The sequence below is a fragment of the Hyalangium sp. genome, from assembly GCF_045802625.1.
Classification (GTDB): domain Bacteria; phylum Myxococcota; class Myxococcia; order Myxococcales; family Myxococcaceae; genus Hyalangium.
The window spans coordinates 85,300-101,774 of record NZ_JBJMQP010000019.1; the positions used below are offsets into that span (position 1 = coordinate 85,300).

14 protein-coding genes are annotated in these 16,475 nt (G+C 67.8%); 10 read left to right on the plus strand and 4 right to left on the minus strand.

Annotated features, from left to right (window positions below; all coding sequences use genetic code 11):
• Positions 1-16 precede the first annotated feature (16 nt).
• Complete coding sequence (locus ACJ8AT_RS03695) at positions 17-1,081, minus strand: mannose-1-phosphate guanylyltransferase (RefSeq protein ID WP_407736171.1); 1,065 nt, start codon at positions 1,079-1,081, stop codon at positions 17-19.
• Here ACJ8AT_RS03695 and ACJ8AT_RS03700 point away from each other — a divergent pair.
• Together ACJ8AT_RS03700 and ACJ8AT_RS03705 are read left to right on the plus strand one after the other, a co-directional pair.
• Complete coding sequence (locus ACJ8AT_RS03700) at positions 1,080-3,989, plus strand: GDSL-type esterase/lipase family protein (protein ID WP_407736139.1); 2,910 nt, start codon at positions 1,080-1,082, stop codon at positions 3,987-3,989. The two genes, ACJ8AT_RS03695 and ACJ8AT_RS03700, sit on opposite strands and share 2 nt — an antisense overlap.
• Position 3,990: 1 nt before the next feature.
• Complete coding sequence (locus ACJ8AT_RS03705) at positions 3,991-5,415, plus strand: MBOAT family O-acyltransferase (protein ID WP_407736140.1); 1,425 nt, start codon at positions 3,991-3,993, stop codon at positions 5,413-5,415.
• Positions 5,416-5,421: 6 nt separating this feature from the next.
• Here ACJ8AT_RS03705 and ACJ8AT_RS03710 read toward each other — a convergent pair whose 3' ends face one another.
• Positions 5,422-6,036 carry a CoA pyrophosphatase gene (locus ACJ8AT_RS03710; RefSeq protein WP_407736141.1) on the minus strand — a complete coding sequence of 205 codons (615 nt, stop codon included), beginning with the start codon at positions 6,034-6,036 and terminating at the stop codon, positions 5,422-5,424.
• Position 6,037: 1 nt separating this feature from the next.
• Complete coding sequence (locus ACJ8AT_RS03715) at positions 6,038-6,931, minus strand: undecaprenyl-diphosphate phosphatase (protein WP_407736142.1); 894 nt, start codon at positions 6,929-6,931, stop codon at positions 6,038-6,040.
• A 130-nt stretch (positions 6,932-7,061) separates the two neighbouring features.
• Between ACJ8AT_RS03715 and ACJ8AT_RS03720 the strand changes: the two genes are divergently transcribed.
• The gene (locus tag ACJ8AT_RS03720; protein ID WP_407736143.1) at positions 7,062-7,532 is read left to right on the plus strand and encodes a YchJ family protein; all 471 of its coding nucleotides are present in this window, start codon (positions 7,062-7,064) and stop codon (positions 7,530-7,532) included.
• 257 nt (positions 7,533-7,789) lie between these two features.
• Here the strand turns inward: ACJ8AT_RS03720 and metK are convergent, their stop codons facing one another.
• Positions 7,790-8,971, minus strand: a complete 1,182-nt coding sequence (gene metK / locus ACJ8AT_RS03725; protein ID WP_407736144.1) for a methionine adenosyltransferase — start codon at positions 8,969-8,971, stop codon at positions 7,790-7,792.
• Between the two features lie 231 nt (positions 8,972-9,202).
• On the opposite strand from metK, the gene ACJ8AT_RS03730 reads away from it, so the two are divergent.
• The 7 genes from ACJ8AT_RS03730 (at position 9,203) to ACJ8AT_RS03760 (ending at position 16,084) form a co-directional block, all read left to right on the plus strand.
• Positions 9,203-9,787 (plus strand): ABC transporter substrate-binding protein, encoded by a 585-nt coding sequence (locus tag ACJ8AT_RS03730; RefSeq protein ID WP_407736145.1) that lies wholly within the window; start codon positions 9,203-9,205, stop codon positions 9,785-9,787.
• Positions 9,788-9,992: 205 nt separating this feature from the next.
• Positions 9,993-12,605, plus strand: coding sequence for an efflux RND transporter permease subunit (locus tag ACJ8AT_RS03735; RefSeq protein ID WP_407736146.1), 2,613 nt, complete (start codon positions 9,993-9,995; stop codon positions 12,603-12,605).
• Positions 12,606-12,682: 77 nt separating this feature from the next.
• Complete coding sequence (locus ACJ8AT_RS03740; protein WP_407736147.1) at positions 12,683-13,282, plus strand: MXAN_6521/LA_1396 family lipoprotein; 600 nt, start codon at positions 12,683-12,685, stop codon at positions 13,280-13,282.
• Between the two features lie 6 nt (positions 13,283-13,288).
• Positions 13,289-13,792: an MgtC/SapB family protein gene (locus ACJ8AT_RS03745; protein ID WP_407736148.1), complete on the plus strand. Its 504-nt coding sequence runs from the start codon at positions 13,289-13,291 to the stop codon at positions 13,790-13,792.
• Positions 13,793-13,926: 134 nt separating this feature from the next.
• Entirely contained in the window at positions 13,927-14,814 is an 888-nt protein-coding gene (locus ACJ8AT_RS03750) for a transporter (protein ID WP_407736149.1), read from the plus strand.
• Positions 14,811-15,533: a hypothetical protein gene (locus ACJ8AT_RS03755; protein WP_407736150.1), complete on the plus strand. Its 723-nt coding sequence runs from the start codon at positions 14,811-14,813 to the stop codon at positions 15,531-15,533. The genes ACJ8AT_RS03750 and ACJ8AT_RS03755 overlap by 4 nt, the downstream gene beginning before the upstream one ends.
• 128 nt (positions 15,534-15,661) lie before the next feature.
• Positions 15,662-16,084, plus strand: coding sequence for a hypothetical protein (locus ACJ8AT_RS03760; protein ID WP_407736151.1), 423 nt, complete (start codon positions 15,662-15,664; stop codon positions 16,082-16,084).
• The last annotated feature ends 391 nt before the right edge of the window (positions 16,085-16,475 follow it).

Consider the following 16,475-nt stretch of genomic DNA (forward strand, 5'->3'; position numbering starts at 1 on the left):
GCACGCATCGCCGTGGCTACAGGAACGTCTGGCGCTTGCGAGCCTTGAGCGCCTCGACGACCTTGCGCACGTCCTGGCTCTTGTCCTTGGGCACCACGAGCACCGCGTCTCCCGCGTCCACCACCACCACGTCCGTCAGCCCCACCACCGCCAGCGGACGCTTGTCCCCAATCACCACACAGCCATTGCAGTCCACCACGATGGACTCGGGGCCGGAGACGACGTTGCCGCGCTCGTCCGCGGGGCGCACCTCGGGGATGGCGGCAAAGGAGCCCACGTCCGACCAGCCAAAGTCCCCAGGCAGCACGGCGATGTTCGAGGCCTTCTCCATCACTCCGTAATCGATCGAGATGGACGGCAGCTTGGGGAACACGCGCTTGAGCACCGCGGGGAACGTCCGCTTGCCCACCGCCGCGCTCAGGGCCCCCAGCCCCTTCTGCATCTCGGGCATGTGCTGGGCGAAGGCCTCGAGCATCACATCCGCACGGAACACGAAGATGCCGCCGTTCCACAGGAACTCGCCCGAGTCCACGTAGCCCCGAGCTGTCTCCAGGTTCGGCTTCTCCTTGAAGGCCTTCACCTTTCGCCCACCGCCCTCCAGGGGCTCGCCGACCTGGATATAGCCGTAGCCCGTCTCCGGGCGGTGGGGCTTGATGCCCAGGGTGACGATGTGGCCGGCCTCGGCGATACGCGCGGCCTCGGCGAGCGTCCGCCGAAATGCCTCCGGGTTGGCCACGTGATGATCCGACGGGAGCACGATGAGGATCCCCTTCGGATCCCTCGCGGCCACCTGCACCGTGGCGAGCGCGATGGCCGGAGCGGTATTGCGCGCCATGGGCTCCACCAGGAGGTTCTGCTTCGGCAGCCCCTTGACCAGCTTCGCGGCGGCCTTCGCGTGGAGCGGCCCACAGACGATGAAGGTGTTCTTCATCGAGGCCAGCCCCTTGAGCCGGGAGGCCGTGTCGGTGATCAGCGGGCTCTTCGAGGCGAGGGGGAGGAACTGCTTGGGACGGGCCTGGCGGGACAGGGGCCAGAAGCGGGTGCCGGACCCACCGGCCATGATGACGGGATAGAGGGCCATGAGGCGGCGCACCATAGCGCCTCCCGGCCGGAAGGGAGCCCACTTCCACCGCTCGGATGCCCTGCTGGCTGGCAGCCGGGGCATCGATGATCAGAGTTTTGACCCCGCGCCAAAAAGCCAGTCTCATGGCCGGACGTTGGACCTCAAGGCCAAATCCACCGGATGGACGATCGTCCTTACGGCGGCGCTCGCGCTCGGGCTGTCCCTGGCGCCGCTGCCGGAGGCTTACCGTCCTATTCCGAGCCTCAGCAAGGAAGGCCCTCTGGCGCCACGGCTCGCGGAGCTCGTGCTGCCCAAGTCCTTGATGGGAAAGGGCGCTCCGAGGCGCGGGGGCGACGACGCGCTGGCGGGTGCGGCGCCCCATGCTCCCGCCGCCGAGGAGGGTCCTCCCCCCGAGGACGAGACTCCAGCGGCGGAAGAGGATGGCCCCCTCGCCACGGCGCCTCCGTCCGATCTGGAGGGGCTGAGCACCCTCACTCGGGCCCGGGCGCTCTCCCTGGAGGCGCTGCGCGAGAAGATGGGCGCCCAGCACGTGGACATTGAGCTGGGCTGCCGTCGCATGGGCCCGTCCGGGTGCGAGGAGAGCGGGCTGGCTCCCTTCTTCACGGCCTTGAACGAGCTGCGTGAGGACCAGCGGCGCCAGCCCGTGCGAGTAGTGCACCTGGGCGACTCGCTGATCGCCTCGGATCACATCACGGACATGATCCGGGCGCGGCTCCAGGAGCGGCACGGCTCGGGTGGCAAGGGCTTCCTCTTCGTGGACCGGCCCACGGGCTCTGGGCGCGCGGTGCGCACAGGCACCGCGAGCGAGGGCTGGCAGATCACCCGCCTCATCGATCGCAACTACCCCAAGGATCGGCTGGGCTACACGGGCGTGGCCTTCGCGTCCGGGGGCACCGCCGGCTCGCAGAGCGTGCGCTTCCCGGCGGAGGGCGCTCGGGTCGCGGAGCTGTTCTTCCAGACCCAGCCCAACGGCGGCTCGGTGCAGTTCAGCGCGGACGGCAAGCCCCTGCAGCGCCTGCTCACCCGCTTCGAGCTACCGGGAGTGGCCTTCTCCCGCTTCGCGCTGCCCGAGGACACGAAGACGCTCTCGCTGCAGACGATCGGCAAGGTGGAGCTGCACGGCGTCTCGCTCGAGACCGGCCTGCCGGGCATCGTCTACGACACCATCGGCCTGCCGGGCGCCACGGCGGAGGTCTTCCTCCGAGCCCAGCCCGCGGCCTTTCGCGCACAGCTCCGCCACCGCAAGCCCTCGCTGGTGGTGCTGATGGTGGGCGGCAACGAGGCATTCTACATCTCGCGCAACCGCATCACCCCCGACGAGATTCGCGCCCACGCGACGCAGCTGGTGAAGTGGGTGCACGAGGCGGTGCCGGACTCCGCGTGCCTGATCATGTCGCCGATCGACGCGGCGGTGCGGACGATGGGCGGAGAGCTGGTGCCGCGCCGAGGCTCGAAGGAAGTGGGAGACATATTCCGCGAGGTGGCGCGTGAAGGCGGCTGTGCCTTCTGGGATGCGCTGTCGGCCATGGGCGGCGAGGGCGCCTCCATCAAGTGGCTGTCCGCGGGCCTGTTCAACGAGGACCTGGTGCACCCGCGAGCGAGGGGCTCGGACCTGATGGGCCACCTCTTCGACATCGCGCTCCAGCGCGCCTACGCCAAGGCCCACCGTCCGCTGCTCGCGGTCGAGGATCCACCGGGCCTGATCGACGGCGCCACGGCGCTCAAGGGCACCTTCGCGCGGCTGCAAGCGCTGGAGGAGAAGAAGAGCACGGAGCGGCTGGGCATCGTCCAGCTCGGCGCGTCGCACACGGCGGCCCACTACTTCACGGACGCGGTCCGAGGCGCGCTCACCCAGACCTTTGGAGACGGAGGGCGCGGCTTCATCGCGGCGGGCAAGCCCTCTGCCCGGCTGGCCGCCGCCCACGTAGCGCGAGAGCTGACAGGCGAATGGCAGGTGCTGGACGCGCTCCAGCCGGAGGCCAAGCCCGGTGAGTCGTGGGGGCTCAGTGGCATCCGCGCGGTGGGGGCCCCAGGAGCCTCGATGCGCATCCAGTTCTGCGAAGGCTGTGCGCCCGCGAAGTCGCCTCGGGCGAAGTTGGCCCTGTACTGGCTGGACGCGCCGGGCGCCGGAAAGATGGAAGTGAAGGTGGACGGAGCGCCCGTAGCGCCCGAGGAACCGCCTCTCGCCCCAGCCACCGTGCCCACGGTGCGCATCCGCACGTTCCCCGTCACGGGCCCGATTCATTCGCTCGAGGTGTCCAACGCGGGCGGCGGCCCCATCACGGTGCTGGGTGCCTCGCTGGACTTCGAACAGCCGGGCGTCACCTACGACTCGGCGGGCCTGCCCGGCAGCACGGCCTTCACCCTGAGCAACCATGATCCGGCGGCGCTCAACGCGCAGCTCACCGCGCGAACGCCGCAGCTGCTTGTGCTCTGGTATGGCACCAACGAGGCGGGTCTACCGGATCTCGACCCTGAGGCGCTCCACAAGGAATACGTCGCCCTGCTCTCCCGGCTGCGCGCCTCGACCGGCGCGGAGTGCCTCCTCATCGGCCCCACGGACCGCCTGACGCAGGATTCGAATGGCCGCTGGACGGAGGCTGTCTCGCTGGGGAAGGTGCTCGCCACGTTGCCGGTGGTGGCGCGCGACGCGGGCTGTGCCTACTGGTCCGCCCGAGCGGCCATGGGCGGCGAGCGCTCCATGCTGCGCTGGCAGCGCTCCGAGCCGGTGCTGGGCCATGAGGACGGCACGCACTTGACGCAGCTCGGCTACGAGCAGCTCGCCACGTCCTTCGTGAAGGAGCTGCTCGGAGCGTACGAGGCCTACAAGGCGGCGCCTCCAGAGCAGGTCCAGGCTCCCATTCCTCCGCCGGCCCCGATCACTCGGAACGCGGAGGGAGGCTGACATGCAGTCCACCAGCATTCCCTTCCTGGCCTTCCTGGCCTTCACCTTCGCGCTGTACTGGGCGGTGCACCGCCACCGGGTGGCTCGGCTGGGCGTGCTGCTCGCGGCGAGCCTCTTCTTCTACATGGTGTGGACGCCGCTGCCCGTGCTGGTCTTCTTCTGGTGCGCGGCGTTCGACCACCTGATCGTCAAGGGCCTGGCCCGAGCGAAGTCCCCGGGGCTGCGCAAGGCGCTGGTGACGGCCTCGGTGGCTTCCAACCTGGGCCTGCTGGCCACCTTCAAGTACGCGGAGCTGTTCCGAGAAACAGCCCGGTCGCTGCTGGCGCCGCTGGGCATCGCCGTGCGCGAGGAACCCTTCGGGCTGCTGTTGCCCATCGGGCTGTCGTTCCTCTGCTTCCAGGCCATCAGCTACGTGGTGGACGTGTACCGCGGCAAGGCGAGCGCGGAGCACAGCTACCTGGAGCACCTGCTCTACCTGCTCTTCTTCCCGCGCGTCGTCTCGGGCCCCATCGTGCGCGCCTCGGCGCTGCTGGAGCGCTTCAACGAGGTGCCCACGCTGACGGCGGAGGCCGGAGGCCGCGCGCTGTACCGCATCGCCGTGGGCCTGGTGAAGAAGATGGTCATCGCCGACGTGCTGGGCAGCGGGCTGGTGGATCCGGTGTTCGCGGATCCCGGCGCCTACACCTCGGCCGAGTGCCTGCTGGCGGCGGTGGCCTACACCTTCGAGCTGTACTTCGACTTCTCGGGGTACTCGGACATCGCCATTGGCGCGGCGACGCTGTTCGGCTTCGAGTTCCCGGAGAACTTCAAGCGGCCGTACCTGGCGAAGAACCTGTTCGAGTTCTGGAACCGCTGGCACATGAGCCTGTCGAGCTGGCTGCGGGACTACCTCTACATCCCGCTGGGCGGTAATCGGCGCTCGGAGCCGCGAGTGCTCTTCAACCTGATGACGGTGATGGTGCTGGGAGGCCTGTGGCACGGGGCGGACTGGCGCTTCGCCATATGGGGGGGCGTGCACGGCGTGGGGCTGTGCCTCACCCGCACGTGGTGGCGGCTCCGCGGCATCAGCCCGAAGTCCGAGTCCGTGGGGCCCATCCGCACGGCTGTGGGGATGCTCCTCACCTTCACGGTGGTGGTGCTCACGCGCATCGTCTTCCGAGCGCCGAACATGGCGCACGCGGCCGACTTCTACGCGCGCATGCTGCTGTTCATGCCCGGGCTGGCCAACGTGAGCACCCTGGTGTGGGGGATGTTGGCGGTGGCGGTGGTGAGCCACGCGCTGCCCATGAAGCTCTACGATCTCGGGGGCACGCTTTTCGTGCGCCTGCCCGCGCCAGCCCGAGCCGTGGTGCTGGTGGCGCTCGGTCTGGGCATCCGGCACCTGACCTCCGTGGAGGCTCGGCCGTACGTCTATCTGCAGTTCTGAGCCGCCTCAGCTCATCTCTCTCCCCAGGGGAGCGGAGGGAATACGGAGGCGGAGTTGCCGGATGTGCTCCAGCAGGTTGTAGAGGATGCGCGCCGTCGCGCCCCAGATGACGTGAGAGTTGTAGGTATAGAAGTATACGTCGTACTCCGTCCCTCGCGCCGCGCGCTTCTCGGTGCGGAGAATGGACGGATCCAACAGGCCGGCGAGCGGAACCTCGAGGATGAACTCCACCTCCTCGGCGCTCGGGCGGTACTGCCCATCGCTCGGGACGATGCCCACGAAGGGCTGGATGCGGAACGATGTCGTCGTGGGCACCTCGTTCAACATACCGAGCACCCGCACTCGCAAGCGCTCGATGCCCAACTCCTCCTCGGTCTCCCGCAGCGCGGTGTGCAGCGGAGTCGAGTCCTCCGGATCCCGGCGGCCCCCGGGGAAGGAGAACTGGTTGGCGTGATGGCGCAGATGAGCCGGGCGGCGCGTGAAGACGATGTGCGGCACGCCGTCGCGCTCGAAGAGCGGAACGAGCACCGCGGACTCACGCAGCACCAACCCCGGCAGGTTCAGCGGCCGGGGCGGATGGGAGGCCAGCCAGGCCTCCAGGCTGTCGAAGAACGAGTCCACGTCAGTCCGTGACCTGCTTCTCCATGGGCGGCTTCAGCGGCTTCTCGGGCACGTCGATGTTCTCCACCCCGGAGAGCGGCTTGAGCACGCCTGCGTGCAGCAACCCGATCAGCGCCAGCCCGAGCGCGATGCGGTACACGATGAAAACCATCGTCGAGCGCGTGCGCAGGTAGCGCAGCAGCCACGCGATGGCCGCCAGGCCCGAGCCGAACGCCACCAGTGTCCCCGTCACCAGGGCCAGCGTGGAGGGCCGAGACTCAGCCTGCAGCACGTGCTTGAGCTCGAAGATACCCGCCAGTGAGGTAGCGGGAATGGAGAGCAGGAACGAGTAGCGGGCCGCGTCCTCGCGCTTCAGCCCGAGCGACAGCGCTCCAGTCAGCGTGGTGCCCGAGCGCGACGAGCCCGGAATGAGCGCCAGCGCCTGCCACCCGCCAATGACCAGCCCGTCCTTCCAGCGCATGTCCTCCAGGGTGCGCTTATGAGCGGCCATGCGCTCCACGATGAGGAGGATGATCGCCAGGATGATCAAGCTGCCGGAGATGATGTAGAGCGAGCGCAGCGAGGTCTCGATGTACTTCTTGAAGGCCAGGCCGAGCACCCCGATGGGGAGCGTCCCCACGAGCACGAACCACGCGAGCCGCGACTCGACGGTGGCGAACGGCTGGCGGCTCTTCAGCCCCTGGAAGAAAGCGGCGATGAGCTTCACCAGATCCCGGCGGAAGTAGATGAGCACGGCAGCGACGGTGCCCAGCTGGATGATGGCGGAGTAGGCCGCACCCGGATCATTCCAGCCAAGCAGCTCCGGGACGATGCGCAGGTGGGCGGTGGAGCTGATGGGCAGGAACTCGGTGAGTCCCTGGACCAGCCCGAGGACGATGGCTTCAATGAGACTCATAGGGCGAGCCCGGATGTAAGCCTTCCACCCCCTGCCCGCAAGGGCGATATCCACCCCATCGGGCTGTCCACTCGTGGATACGTCCGAAGGTGGGCATGCCCGCCATGGCGGTAGGCTCCCGGCCCACGCCATGCCCCCTGCCCCCCCCTGTCCCTGTTCCTCCGGACTCCGCTATCGCCAGTGCTGCGCCTCCTTCCATCGAGGCGAGGCGGAACCGCCCGACGCGGAGGCGTTGATGCGCTCGCGCTACAGCGCCTTCGCGCTCAAGGAGGCGGCCTACCTCTGGAAGACCCTACACCCCAGCCACCCGGACCGGGCCCGGCCGGAGGCAGAAGTGGTGAAGGAGCTGCGAGCCTTCTCGCAGAGCCACCAGTTCCCGGGGCTGGTGGTAATGGATCGCCGGCCGCCGGACGCGCAGGGGGTGGCGCAGGTGCTCTTCTTCGCCAAGGTCTTCGAGCGGGGCAAGGACCGCTCCTTCGTGGAGCGCTCGGACTTCCGCCACGACGGGACGGGCTGGCGCTACGTGTCCGGGGCGCTGCGGCTACCGAGCGAGCTGAAGGGGCCTCCGGAGGCGCTCACGCTGGCGACCTTCCCCGGGTGAAGGGGGCGCCGTCAGGATTTTCCGGACCATTTCGTCCCTCCCTTCAGCTGCCCGGCCGGTGAGGCCCTACACGCTCTGGTAAATCGCCTGCAAAGCGACGCGGTTCGAATCCGCTCCAGACCTGAAAAGGTCACCCAAAGTGGCTTCTCCACTCGGGCAGCAACCTTTCCCCTCCAAGCTCCAAAAAAAGAAACGCGCGGGACCCGAACCCGGGCCTCGCGCGCTTCTTCCATTCCAGAGGTTCCGCGGCGAGCCGCTTACGGGCTGCCCACGGCCTTCAGCCGCGACGAGCCGCCCAGCGCCTCACGCAGCAGATCCTTCTTGTCCGTGCGCTCCCAGGTGAACTCCTTCTCGGCGCGGCCGAAGTGCCCGTACGCGGCGGTCTTCTGGTAGATGGGCCGCAGCAGATCCAGGTGCTCGGTGATCTCGCGCGGGCGCAGACCGAACACCTGGCGCACCGCCTGGGCGATCTTCTCCTCGGGCACGGTGGCCGTGCCGAAGGTCTCCACCATCACGCTCACCGGGTCCGCCACGCCGATGGCGTAGGAGACCTGCACCTCGCAGCGGCGCGCCAGGCCGGCGGCCACCACGTTCTTGGCGATGTAGCGGCCCATGTACGCCGCCGAGCGGTCCACCTTGGACGGGTCCTTGCCCGAGAAGGCGCCACCGCCGTGCCGGCCCATGCCGCCGTAGGTGTCGACGATGATCTTCCGGCCCGTCACGCCCGAGTCGCCCATGGGGCCGCCCACCACGAACCGCCCGGTGGGGTTGATGAAGAACTTGGTCTTCTTGTCCAGCAGCTTCGCCGGCAGGGCCTTGGCGATGACGTCCTCGCGGATGGCCTCGTGGATCTTCTTGTTGGAGATGTCATCCGCGTGCTGCGTGGACACCACCACCGTGTCGATGCGCACCGGGCGGCCGTCCTTGTACTCCACGGTGACCTGGCTCTTGCCGTCCGGGCGGATCCACTGGTGCTGCTTGCGGCGCACGTCCGCCAGGCGGCGGGTGAGCGCGTGGGCGTAGTGGATGGGGGCCGGCATCAGCTCCGGCGTCTCGTCGCAGGCGTAGCCGAACATCATCCCCTGGTCGCCGGCGCCCTGCTCCTTCTTGTTGTCGACGCCGCGGGCGATGTCCTGGCTCTGCCCCTCGATGGCCACCATCACGCCGCAGGTGTTGCCGTCGTAGCCCATCGAGCTGTCCGTGTAGCCGATGCGGCAGATGGTCGAGCGGACGATCTTCGGGATGTCCACGTAACAGTTGGTCGTCACCTCGCCCGCGACGATGGCCAGACCTGTCTTGACCAGCGTCTCCACGGCGACGCGGCCCTGCGGGTCCTTGGCGATGATGGCATCCAGCACGCCGTCGGAGATCTGATCGGCGATCTTGTCGGGGTGCCCTTCAGTGACGGATTCAGACGTGAACAGGAAGTCGGTAGGCATGTCTTCTCAGAGAGTAACAGGAAGGCTCGGACCACAGACGGCTACGGCGCAGCGCACAGTAAACGTGCGGTCCTTCCTCAGTCAAACCCCCTGAGAGGGCCTGGAATTCACTCAGTGCCGCCAGCCGGCCAGCCGAGGGCCGGTGCCCTTCACGTGAATTTTCCCAGGCATGCGCCGTTCCCCTGGACTACAGGAAGCCGCCGCTTCCTTTTGACTGGAACAAGGATCCGTATGAACGCTCGCCTCCGCACCGTCTCCCTCCTGGCCGTCCTCGCACTCTCCGTCCCGGCGTTCGCCGCGGCGAACGAGGAGGTGGCCAAGCCCGTGAAGACCGTCGTCCAGTCCGTGCGCTACGGCAAGGACCTGGCCGCCCTCAAGTACTTCGGCGGGGAGCAGCAGGCCCGCTTCCTCCTGGGCGCCGCCTGGGACAAGGCCTCCGAGCCCCAGCGCAAGGAGTTCATCGAGCTGTTCCACACCCTCTTCGCGAAGATCGCCTTCCCCAAGGTCCGCGACAACTTCAAGAACCTGGCCTCCATCACCTACGACGACCCCGAGGTGAAGGGTGATGAGGCGAAGGTGGCCTCCACCATCGTCATCGACCACCCGCTGAAGAAGCAGGAGCTCAAGCTCAAGTACGCCCTGGCCAAGGACAAGGCCGGCTGGAAGGTGGTGGATGTGGCGGTGCTCGGCGACTCGATGCTCACCGGCATCCGCGATGATCAGGTCCAGCCGCTGCTGAAGGACGGCGGCTGGGACGCGCTGCTCAAGGCCATGCGCGAGAAGAACAAGGAGCTGGAGAAGGTCACCCTGAAGTAGGCCGCTCGCCTCCGTGGCATCCCGCCGGGCCTCCTCTCGTCATGGGAGGGGGCCTTTGGTCTATGTAGGCGCCGGACTTCCTCTGCTCAGGAGCCGGCGCCCCTCCCCTCGTCCTCTCACTCTGGCAGTGTGGCCGTTGCCCCAGCAGCCGAGCGCCCAGGCACTGCTTCCGGGCGAGGCCATTTGCCGGTAGGGTCCTGCGCACATGAGCGCCTCGTCGAACCACCCGCCTAATCGCTTCGCTCTCGCCTACGCTGGACTGATGGTCCGCAGGCCGGGCCTCGTTCTCCTCGTCATCCTCGCGCTGCTGGGTATCTCCGCCTACGGCACGTCGAAGCTGACCATCAACTCCAACCAGCTCGATCTGATCTCCCAGGATCTCCCCGAGGTGAAGGAGGTCAAGCGCATCATCGACATGGTGGGTGGCAGCGGCTACTTCATGCTCGCGCTGCGCTCGTCCGATGAGGCCACGCTCAAGCGCGTCGCGGATGACATGGCGATGAAGCTCGAGGCGGACAAGGAGAACGTCCGCTTCATCACCTACAAGCTGCCCGTCGAGTTCATGCAGCAGAACATGGCCCTCTTCATCAAGACGGAGGACCTGGCCGAGGGCAAGCGGCGCATCAGCGCCTACATGAAGGACCAGCTGCGCCGCAACAACCCCTTCTTCATCGAGCTGAAGAAGACCGAGCCCGTGAAGCTCGACCTTCAGGATCTGATCAAGAAGTACTCGAGCGTCGGCAAGAAGAGCATCATCGACGACTACTACATCTCGCGCGACCGCAAGATGATGATGATGCTCATCAAGCCGATGTGGGACACCAACGAGATCGGCAAGACGAAGGCCTACGTCGAGAAGCTCAGCAAGGACATCGCCGAGTACTCGAAGACGAACCCGCAGGGCGTGAAGCTGGTGGAGGACTACGACTTGATGGGCGACGCGAAGACGGTCGCCTATGGCTTCACCGGCTCGTACAAGACGGCGGTGGATGACTCGTACGCCATCCACGACTCGCTCACGCCGGTGGCCATCATCGCCTTCCTGGCCATCCTGGGCATCACCATCGCGTTCTTCCGCAAGTGGGCTCCCACGGCCATCGTGGTGAGCGGCATGGTGATTGGCACCGTCATCACCATGGGCTTCACCTACGCCACCGTGGGTGAGCTCAACATGATCACCAGCATCCTGGGCGGAATCCTGATGGGGTTCGGCATCGACTTCGGCATCCACTTCGTCTTCCGCACGAGGCTGGAGCTGGGCGCCGGCAAGCCGTACGACATCGCCATCCGGGATGCCATCATCAACGCGGGCCGGCCCGCCATGGTGTCCGCGGTGGTGACCAGCGGCTCGTTCTTCGTGCTGATGGTCAGCGAGTTCCGCGGCTTCAGCCAGTTCGGCTTCCTGGCCGGCTGCGGCACGCTCATCCTCGGCCTCACCCTGTTCTCGTGGAGCCCGGCGCTGCTGTCGCTCATCGGGCGCATGAACCCCACCCTGCCCGAGCGCCTCATTGGCACCATGAAGCCGCCGGCCACCAACAACGCCTCGGGGAAGGAGATCCGCTTCCCACGGCCCGGCCTGCTGCTGAGCATCAGCACCCTCATCGTCGTGGCGGTGTGCGCGTGCGCGATCCCCTGGAGCAGCGAGGATGTGCCCGCCAGCCAGGAGCTGAGCTTCTTCCAGCGCATCACCCACGGCGTGCGCTTCAACTACAACACCCGCGCGCTGATGCCCGCCAACCAGCCCTCCGTCCACCTGCAGGACGAGATCAGCCGGCGCTTCCAGATCTCCAGCGACCCCATCGCCGTCTACACGAAGACGCTCGAGGAGGCGAAGGAGGTCTACGACGAGCTGACGCAGCACAAGGACAAGTACAAGTCCATTGATCAGGTGGTGAGCGTCTACACCTTCGTACCGCCGCCGGAAGTCGCCCAGGCCAACGCGAAGATCCTCCAGGAGTGGCAGGACGAGCTGAAGGACATCGACGTCACCTCCCTGCCGCCCGAGCTGCAGGACAAGGCCGCCATCTTCAAGAAGATGCTGGAGGCGCGGCCCTTCGACGTGAACGGCGTGCCCGAGATCTACGCCAAGCAGTTCCGCCACCTGCCCACCACCAAGGTGGAGAACCACGGCTACCTCACCTTCATCTACCCGAGCGTGGACCTGTGGGATGGCAAGCTGATGCTCCAGTTCGCCGACGAGACGGGCGTCATCAAGACGGCCTCCGGCCACGAGTACCGCTCCGCCGGCGCCGCGCAGCTCTACGCGCGGCTGGCGCGGATCGTCCTCAAGGATGGCCAGCTCACCGTGCTGCTGGTGGCGCTGTGGATCCTCGTCATGCACTTCGCGGACTTCCGCAGCGTGCCGCTGGCGCTCGCCTCCGTGATTCCGCTCACGGTGGGCCTGGGGATGATGTTGGGGTTCATGTCCATCTTCGATCTGCGGCTGAACTTCATGAACATCATCATCCTGCCCATCCTCCTGGGCTTCGGGGTGAGCCACGGCCTGTACCTGCTCCACCGCTTCCTGGAGGGCACCTCGCCCGTGGTGGCGCTGCGCAGCGTGGGCGCCGCGGTGGCCTCGTCCACCCTGACGGCGGTGTCCGGCTTCGGCGCGCTGCTGTGGGCCAGCCACAACGGCCTGCGCTCCATGGGCCTGGTGGCCTGCATCGGCCTGATCACCACGCTGGTGGTGTCCTTCACGGTGCTCGCCGCGGTGATGCAGCTGCTGCACGACCGGCGCGTGCGCAAGAGCGGGCAGCAGCCCCCCTCGGGCTCGGCGGCCCCTGGGGCTCCGGGCTCCGAGACCCGCGCGGCCTAGGCTCGCCAGGGCTCCGGGCCCGCTGAGCCGGACATGATTGGAGGCCCCTCCTCACGAGGGGCCGGGAGAGGGACACGATGATGACGAAGCGACTCGCGCTCACGCTGGGCCTGGGCGTGCTCACGGCCTGCGCCACGGTGAAGAACAGCACCACCCGCCCCGACTACGCGCAGGTGGACAAGCAGCGCGTGAAGCGGCTGGTGGTGGTGACGCAGCCCCTGCCCGACGGCAAGCAGCCCGTGGGCGAGCTGTGGAGCCTCATCGCCCGCGAGTACATCAACCAGAACCGCGACTTCCTGGTGAAGCAGAACCTCACCCAGGAGGCGCAGGCGACGGACGCCTCGCTCAAGGCGCTGTGCACCGAGGGCTTCGAGGGCGTGCTCCTGCTGGCGCCCCAGGTGAAGCGCACCCAGGACGGCGCCGACACGGCGGTGCGCGCCCGGCTGATGCGGTGCGCGGACGGCGAGGACGTCTGGAGCGCCGAGGCCTCCGGGAGCTGGGACTCGCGGGACGAGAAGTTCCGCGAGCGCGTGGAGCACTACGTCAAGCAGTTCGGCCCCGAGGTGGAGCCCTACGTGGTGCCCACCTACAAGCTGCTCAAGGCCACGCTCGACACGCTGCCCAACCCCGAGCTGAACGACGCGGACAAGGACGAGAAGATCGAGCTGGGGGAGTAGCCGCCCATGGACGAGCACACCATCGCCCTGCGCCTGGCGCTGACGCTGCTGCTGGGCGGGTTGCTCGGACTGGAGCGGGAGCTGCGCGGGCATGCCGCGGGCTTGCGCACTCACCTGCTCGTCAGCCTCGGGGCCTGCCTCTTCACCCTGGTGGGCCTGTCCGCCGGGCAGTCCCTTGTGGGCGTCGAGGCCTCGGGCATCCGCGCGGACATCACCCGGATTCCCAGCCAGATCGTCGTGGGCATTGGCTTCCTGGGCGGCGGCGCCATCCTCCGCCATGGCACCTCCATCCACGGGCTCACCACCGCCGCCAACCTGTGGCTCACCGCCTCCGTGGGCCTCGCGGTGGGGATGGGCTTCTTCTTCGGCGCCGCCATCACCGTGGGCTTCGCCCTGCTGGTGCTCGTGGGCCTGCGCCCGGTGGAGCACCTCCTCGCGCGCTTCCGCGTACGCCAGGGCATCTCCCCCGACAAATCGGAGTCCCAGGAGCCCGGGCCTCACGAGCGCTGACCGTTCTCCAGGCGTTGGATCTGCCCTTGGGTGGACAGAGCCTTCCGGCTCTCGTGTTGCTCGGGGCACAGCTGCGCGCCGCGACAACTCACCGCAGGGCGCCTGCGAAGCGGCGTCTGTAGAGTGCGCCCGTCATGTGGAAGGCGTGTGTCGTTTCCCTCGCGGTGGCGCTCTTCATCGTCCCTGGGCTCGCCCGGGCCTGCGCCACGTGCGCCTGTGGAGACCCTACGCTCACCTCCATGGGCACGGAGCAACCCTTCGCGGGGCGGCTGCGCCTGGCCACCACGGTCCGCACCTGGGGACAGACCCAGGGGGAAGCCAGAGTGGACGCCGTGTCCCTGCGCGAGCTGCGCATGGACCTGTCCGCTGCCTATGCGCCTCGCTCGTGGCTCATCCTCTCCGCCACCCTGCCCCTCCAGGCTCGCCGGGTGCAGGACGTCAGCTTGATGCGGGAGCGCGGCTGGGGGCCCGGGGATCTGGAGGTTGCCGCCAAGGCGTATGTGTTCCGCGACAAGGAGTTCTCGCCGGACCACCTGCTGGGGATTGTCGCCGGGGCCCGGCTGCCCACGTCGCCCACCCTGCATGACGCGGCGGGTGACCCGCTGTCCATTGATGCCCAGCTGGGCACCGGCTCGTGGGATCCACTCGCTGGGCTCTCCTATACGGCGTTTCGCGGGGAGTGGTCCTTCGTCGTCAATGCGACGGGCTCTCTCCCCACCCGAGGACGCGAGGGCTTTCGCGCCGGAGCCTCGCTGCGCACCACGCTGGCCGCTCAGTACCAGCCGAGCCCGCGGTGGGCCTTGCACCTGGCCACCGATACCCGCCTGGAGGGCCCGAGCGACACCCTGGGCGTGCGCGACCCCGAGGGCAGCGGCTTCGTCGGCTTCCTGTCTCCGGACGTGCTGTTCAGCCCCACCACGGACACCGTCATCCAGTTGGGAGTGCGCGTGCCCGTGCTCAACCTCCTGAACCATACCCGGCAGAGCCCCATCCTCCAGGCGGCCTTGGCGTACGACCTATGAAGTCAGCGGCGCTGCGTTCCATGCTCTTCGTGTTGCTCGCGGGCTGTGGCGCGCGGGAAGAAGGCATTCGCTTGCACCTGGGACTCACCCTGCGGCCGGCAGGCCCGGTTCAGGTGGAGGGGAGCTCGCGCAGGTTCACCAACGATCGGGGCGAGCGCATCGTCCTGAACCGCGCCCAGGTGACCCTGAACAGCGTGGAGATCTTCCCCTGCCCGGAGGGCGCCGCGTGGCGGTGGCTCCGTGAGCTCTCGCCCATCGGCACGGCCTACGCGCACTCCGCGTCCAGCCCCCGGCAGTTGGGCACGCCTCACGTGAGCAGCCTGGAGCGCCCGGATGGAGAGGCCCTGGAGTTGGGCACCCTGCGTCCACCGCCGAGCCGCTACTGCAGAGTGCACCTGGTCTTCGGGCCTGCGGACGAGGACGCCGTGGGGCTGCCCGCGGATGGCGCCATGGACGGCCGGACGATCCTGATGGAGGGCGAGGTCCTCGCAGCCAATGGAGAGGACTCGCGCCCCTTCCGGCTGGAGAGCAGCGGCATCGCCAATGCCGAGCTGTCGCTCGAAGGGCTCACTCTCTCGACCGAGAAGTTGGAGGCCGAGCAGGTGATTTCCCTGGCGTACGATCACTGGCTGGACGGGGTCTCACCGCTGGCCACCGATGCCGCGGCGCAGGTGCAGAGCAATGTCGCCCGCTCCGCAGCGCTCAAGTCCGTTTACTGACTCACCTGGCGAGCTGAGGCCGCCTTCTCACCTCTGCGACATTTCGCCGCACTGTTCCTGGCCGCGGCATGCTGGATCGTCGCGATCGAGCCTCCACTTCGGTGGCTTCGAGCCCTCCGAGTCCCAGCATGACCTTCCGTACCCTGTCCCGTATTGGTGCACTCCTCATCGCCGCCGTCCTGTGCCTCGGACATTCGGACAATGGAGGTTGTGGAGGCGGCGGTGATGAAGAGCACGAGGGCGTTGCCACGGGCGCGACGTGCCCCCCGACGGACGCCCCCACGGCCCAGAGCTTCGGCACGGCGTTCCTGCAGACGTACTGCCTGTACTGCCACAGCGCGTCCGTCACCGGCGATGCGCGCCACGACGCCCCCACGGACACCAACTTCGACACCCTCGACGAGGTGCGCATGCATGCCATGCACATGGACATGCATGCGGCCGCGGGTCCCATCACCACCAACACCGAGATGCCACCCGCCGGCCGACTGCAACCCACGCAATTGGAGCGCGAGAAGCTGGGCGAGTGGCTGGCCTGTGGCGCTCCCTAAAATTTCGCCTGATAACTTCCCAGACGCCTGCTGTACGCCTGCGGTTTACATGGGATCAGATGCGCCGGGCGTATTCCGACCAGTTCCCCTGGTCGGTACCGGTGAGCCACTCCCAACTGGTCGGTACCGGTGGGCCGCTCCCGTCTGGTTCAGAGGAGGCGGGGCACTTCTGAAGGTTCAGAAGAGGTCTCAAACGGTCATTGTGATCAACCCTCACGCTCAGGAGTGGGCCTGCCGGCACCGACCCGTCGGGAGCAAACGTGCCGGTACCGACCAGTCGGGAGCGGACGTGCCCGTTCGCGCCGGGTGCCACGCTGTCAAAGGCCTTTACACTTCGCTGGCACAAAGTGAACCGGCCACGTGAGAAGAGTGCGCGGAACGCGAGGCTTCA

Excerpts from the sequence above, each read along its gene's own strand:
- ACJ8AT_RS03715 (WP_407736142.1), bottom strand. The coding sequence starts at position 6,931 with ATGAGTCTCATTGAAGCCATCGTCCTCGGGCTGGTCCAGGGACTCACC.
- ACJ8AT_RS03755 (WP_407736150.1), top strand. The coding sequence starts at position 14,811 with ATGAAGTCAGCGGCGCTGCGTTCCATGCTCTTCGTGTTGCTCGCGGGC.
- ACJ8AT_RS03730 (WP_407736145.1), top strand. The coding sequence starts at position 9,203 with ATGAACGCTCGCCTCCGCACCGTCTCCCTCCTGGCCGTCCTCGCACTC.
- ACJ8AT_RS03695 (WP_407736171.1), bottom strand. The coding sequence starts at position 1,081 with ATGGCCCTCTATCCCGTCATCATGGCCGGTGGGTCCGGCACCCGCTTC.
- ACJ8AT_RS03700 (WP_407736139.1), top strand. The coding sequence starts at position 1,080 with ATGAGGCGGCGCACCATAGCGCCTCCCGGCCGGAAGGGAGCCCACTTC.
- ACJ8AT_RS03735 (WP_407736146.1), top strand. The coding sequence starts at position 9,993 with ATGAGCGCCTCGTCGAACCACCCGCCTAATCGCTTCGCTCTCGCCTAC.
- ACJ8AT_RS03705 (WP_407736140.1), top strand. The coding sequence starts at position 3,991 with ATGCAGTCCACCAGCATTCCCTTCCTGGCCTTCCTGGCCTTCACCTTC.
- metK (WP_407736144.1), bottom strand. The coding sequence starts at position 8,971 with ATGCCTACCGACTTCCTGTTCACGTCTGAATCCGTCACTGAAGGGCAC.
- ACJ8AT_RS03750 (WP_407736149.1), top strand. The coding sequence starts at position 13,927 with ATGTGGAAGGCGTGTGTCGTTTCCCTCGCGGTGGCGCTCTTCATCGTC.
- ACJ8AT_RS03760 (WP_407736151.1), top strand. The coding sequence starts at position 15,662 with ATGACCTTCCGTACCCTGTCCCGTATTGGTGCACTCCTCATCGCCGCC.
- ACJ8AT_RS03740 (WP_407736147.1), top strand. The coding sequence starts at position 12,683 with ATGATGACGAAGCGACTCGCGCTCACGCTGGGCCTGGGCGTGCTCACG.
- ACJ8AT_RS03720 (WP_407736143.1), top strand. The coding sequence starts at position 7,062 with ATGCCCCCTGCCCCCCCCTGTCCCTGTTCCTCCGGACTCCGCTATCGC.
- ACJ8AT_RS03745 (WP_407736148.1), top strand. The coding sequence starts at position 13,289 with ATGGACGAGCACACCATCGCCCTGCGCCTGGCGCTGACGCTGCTGCTG.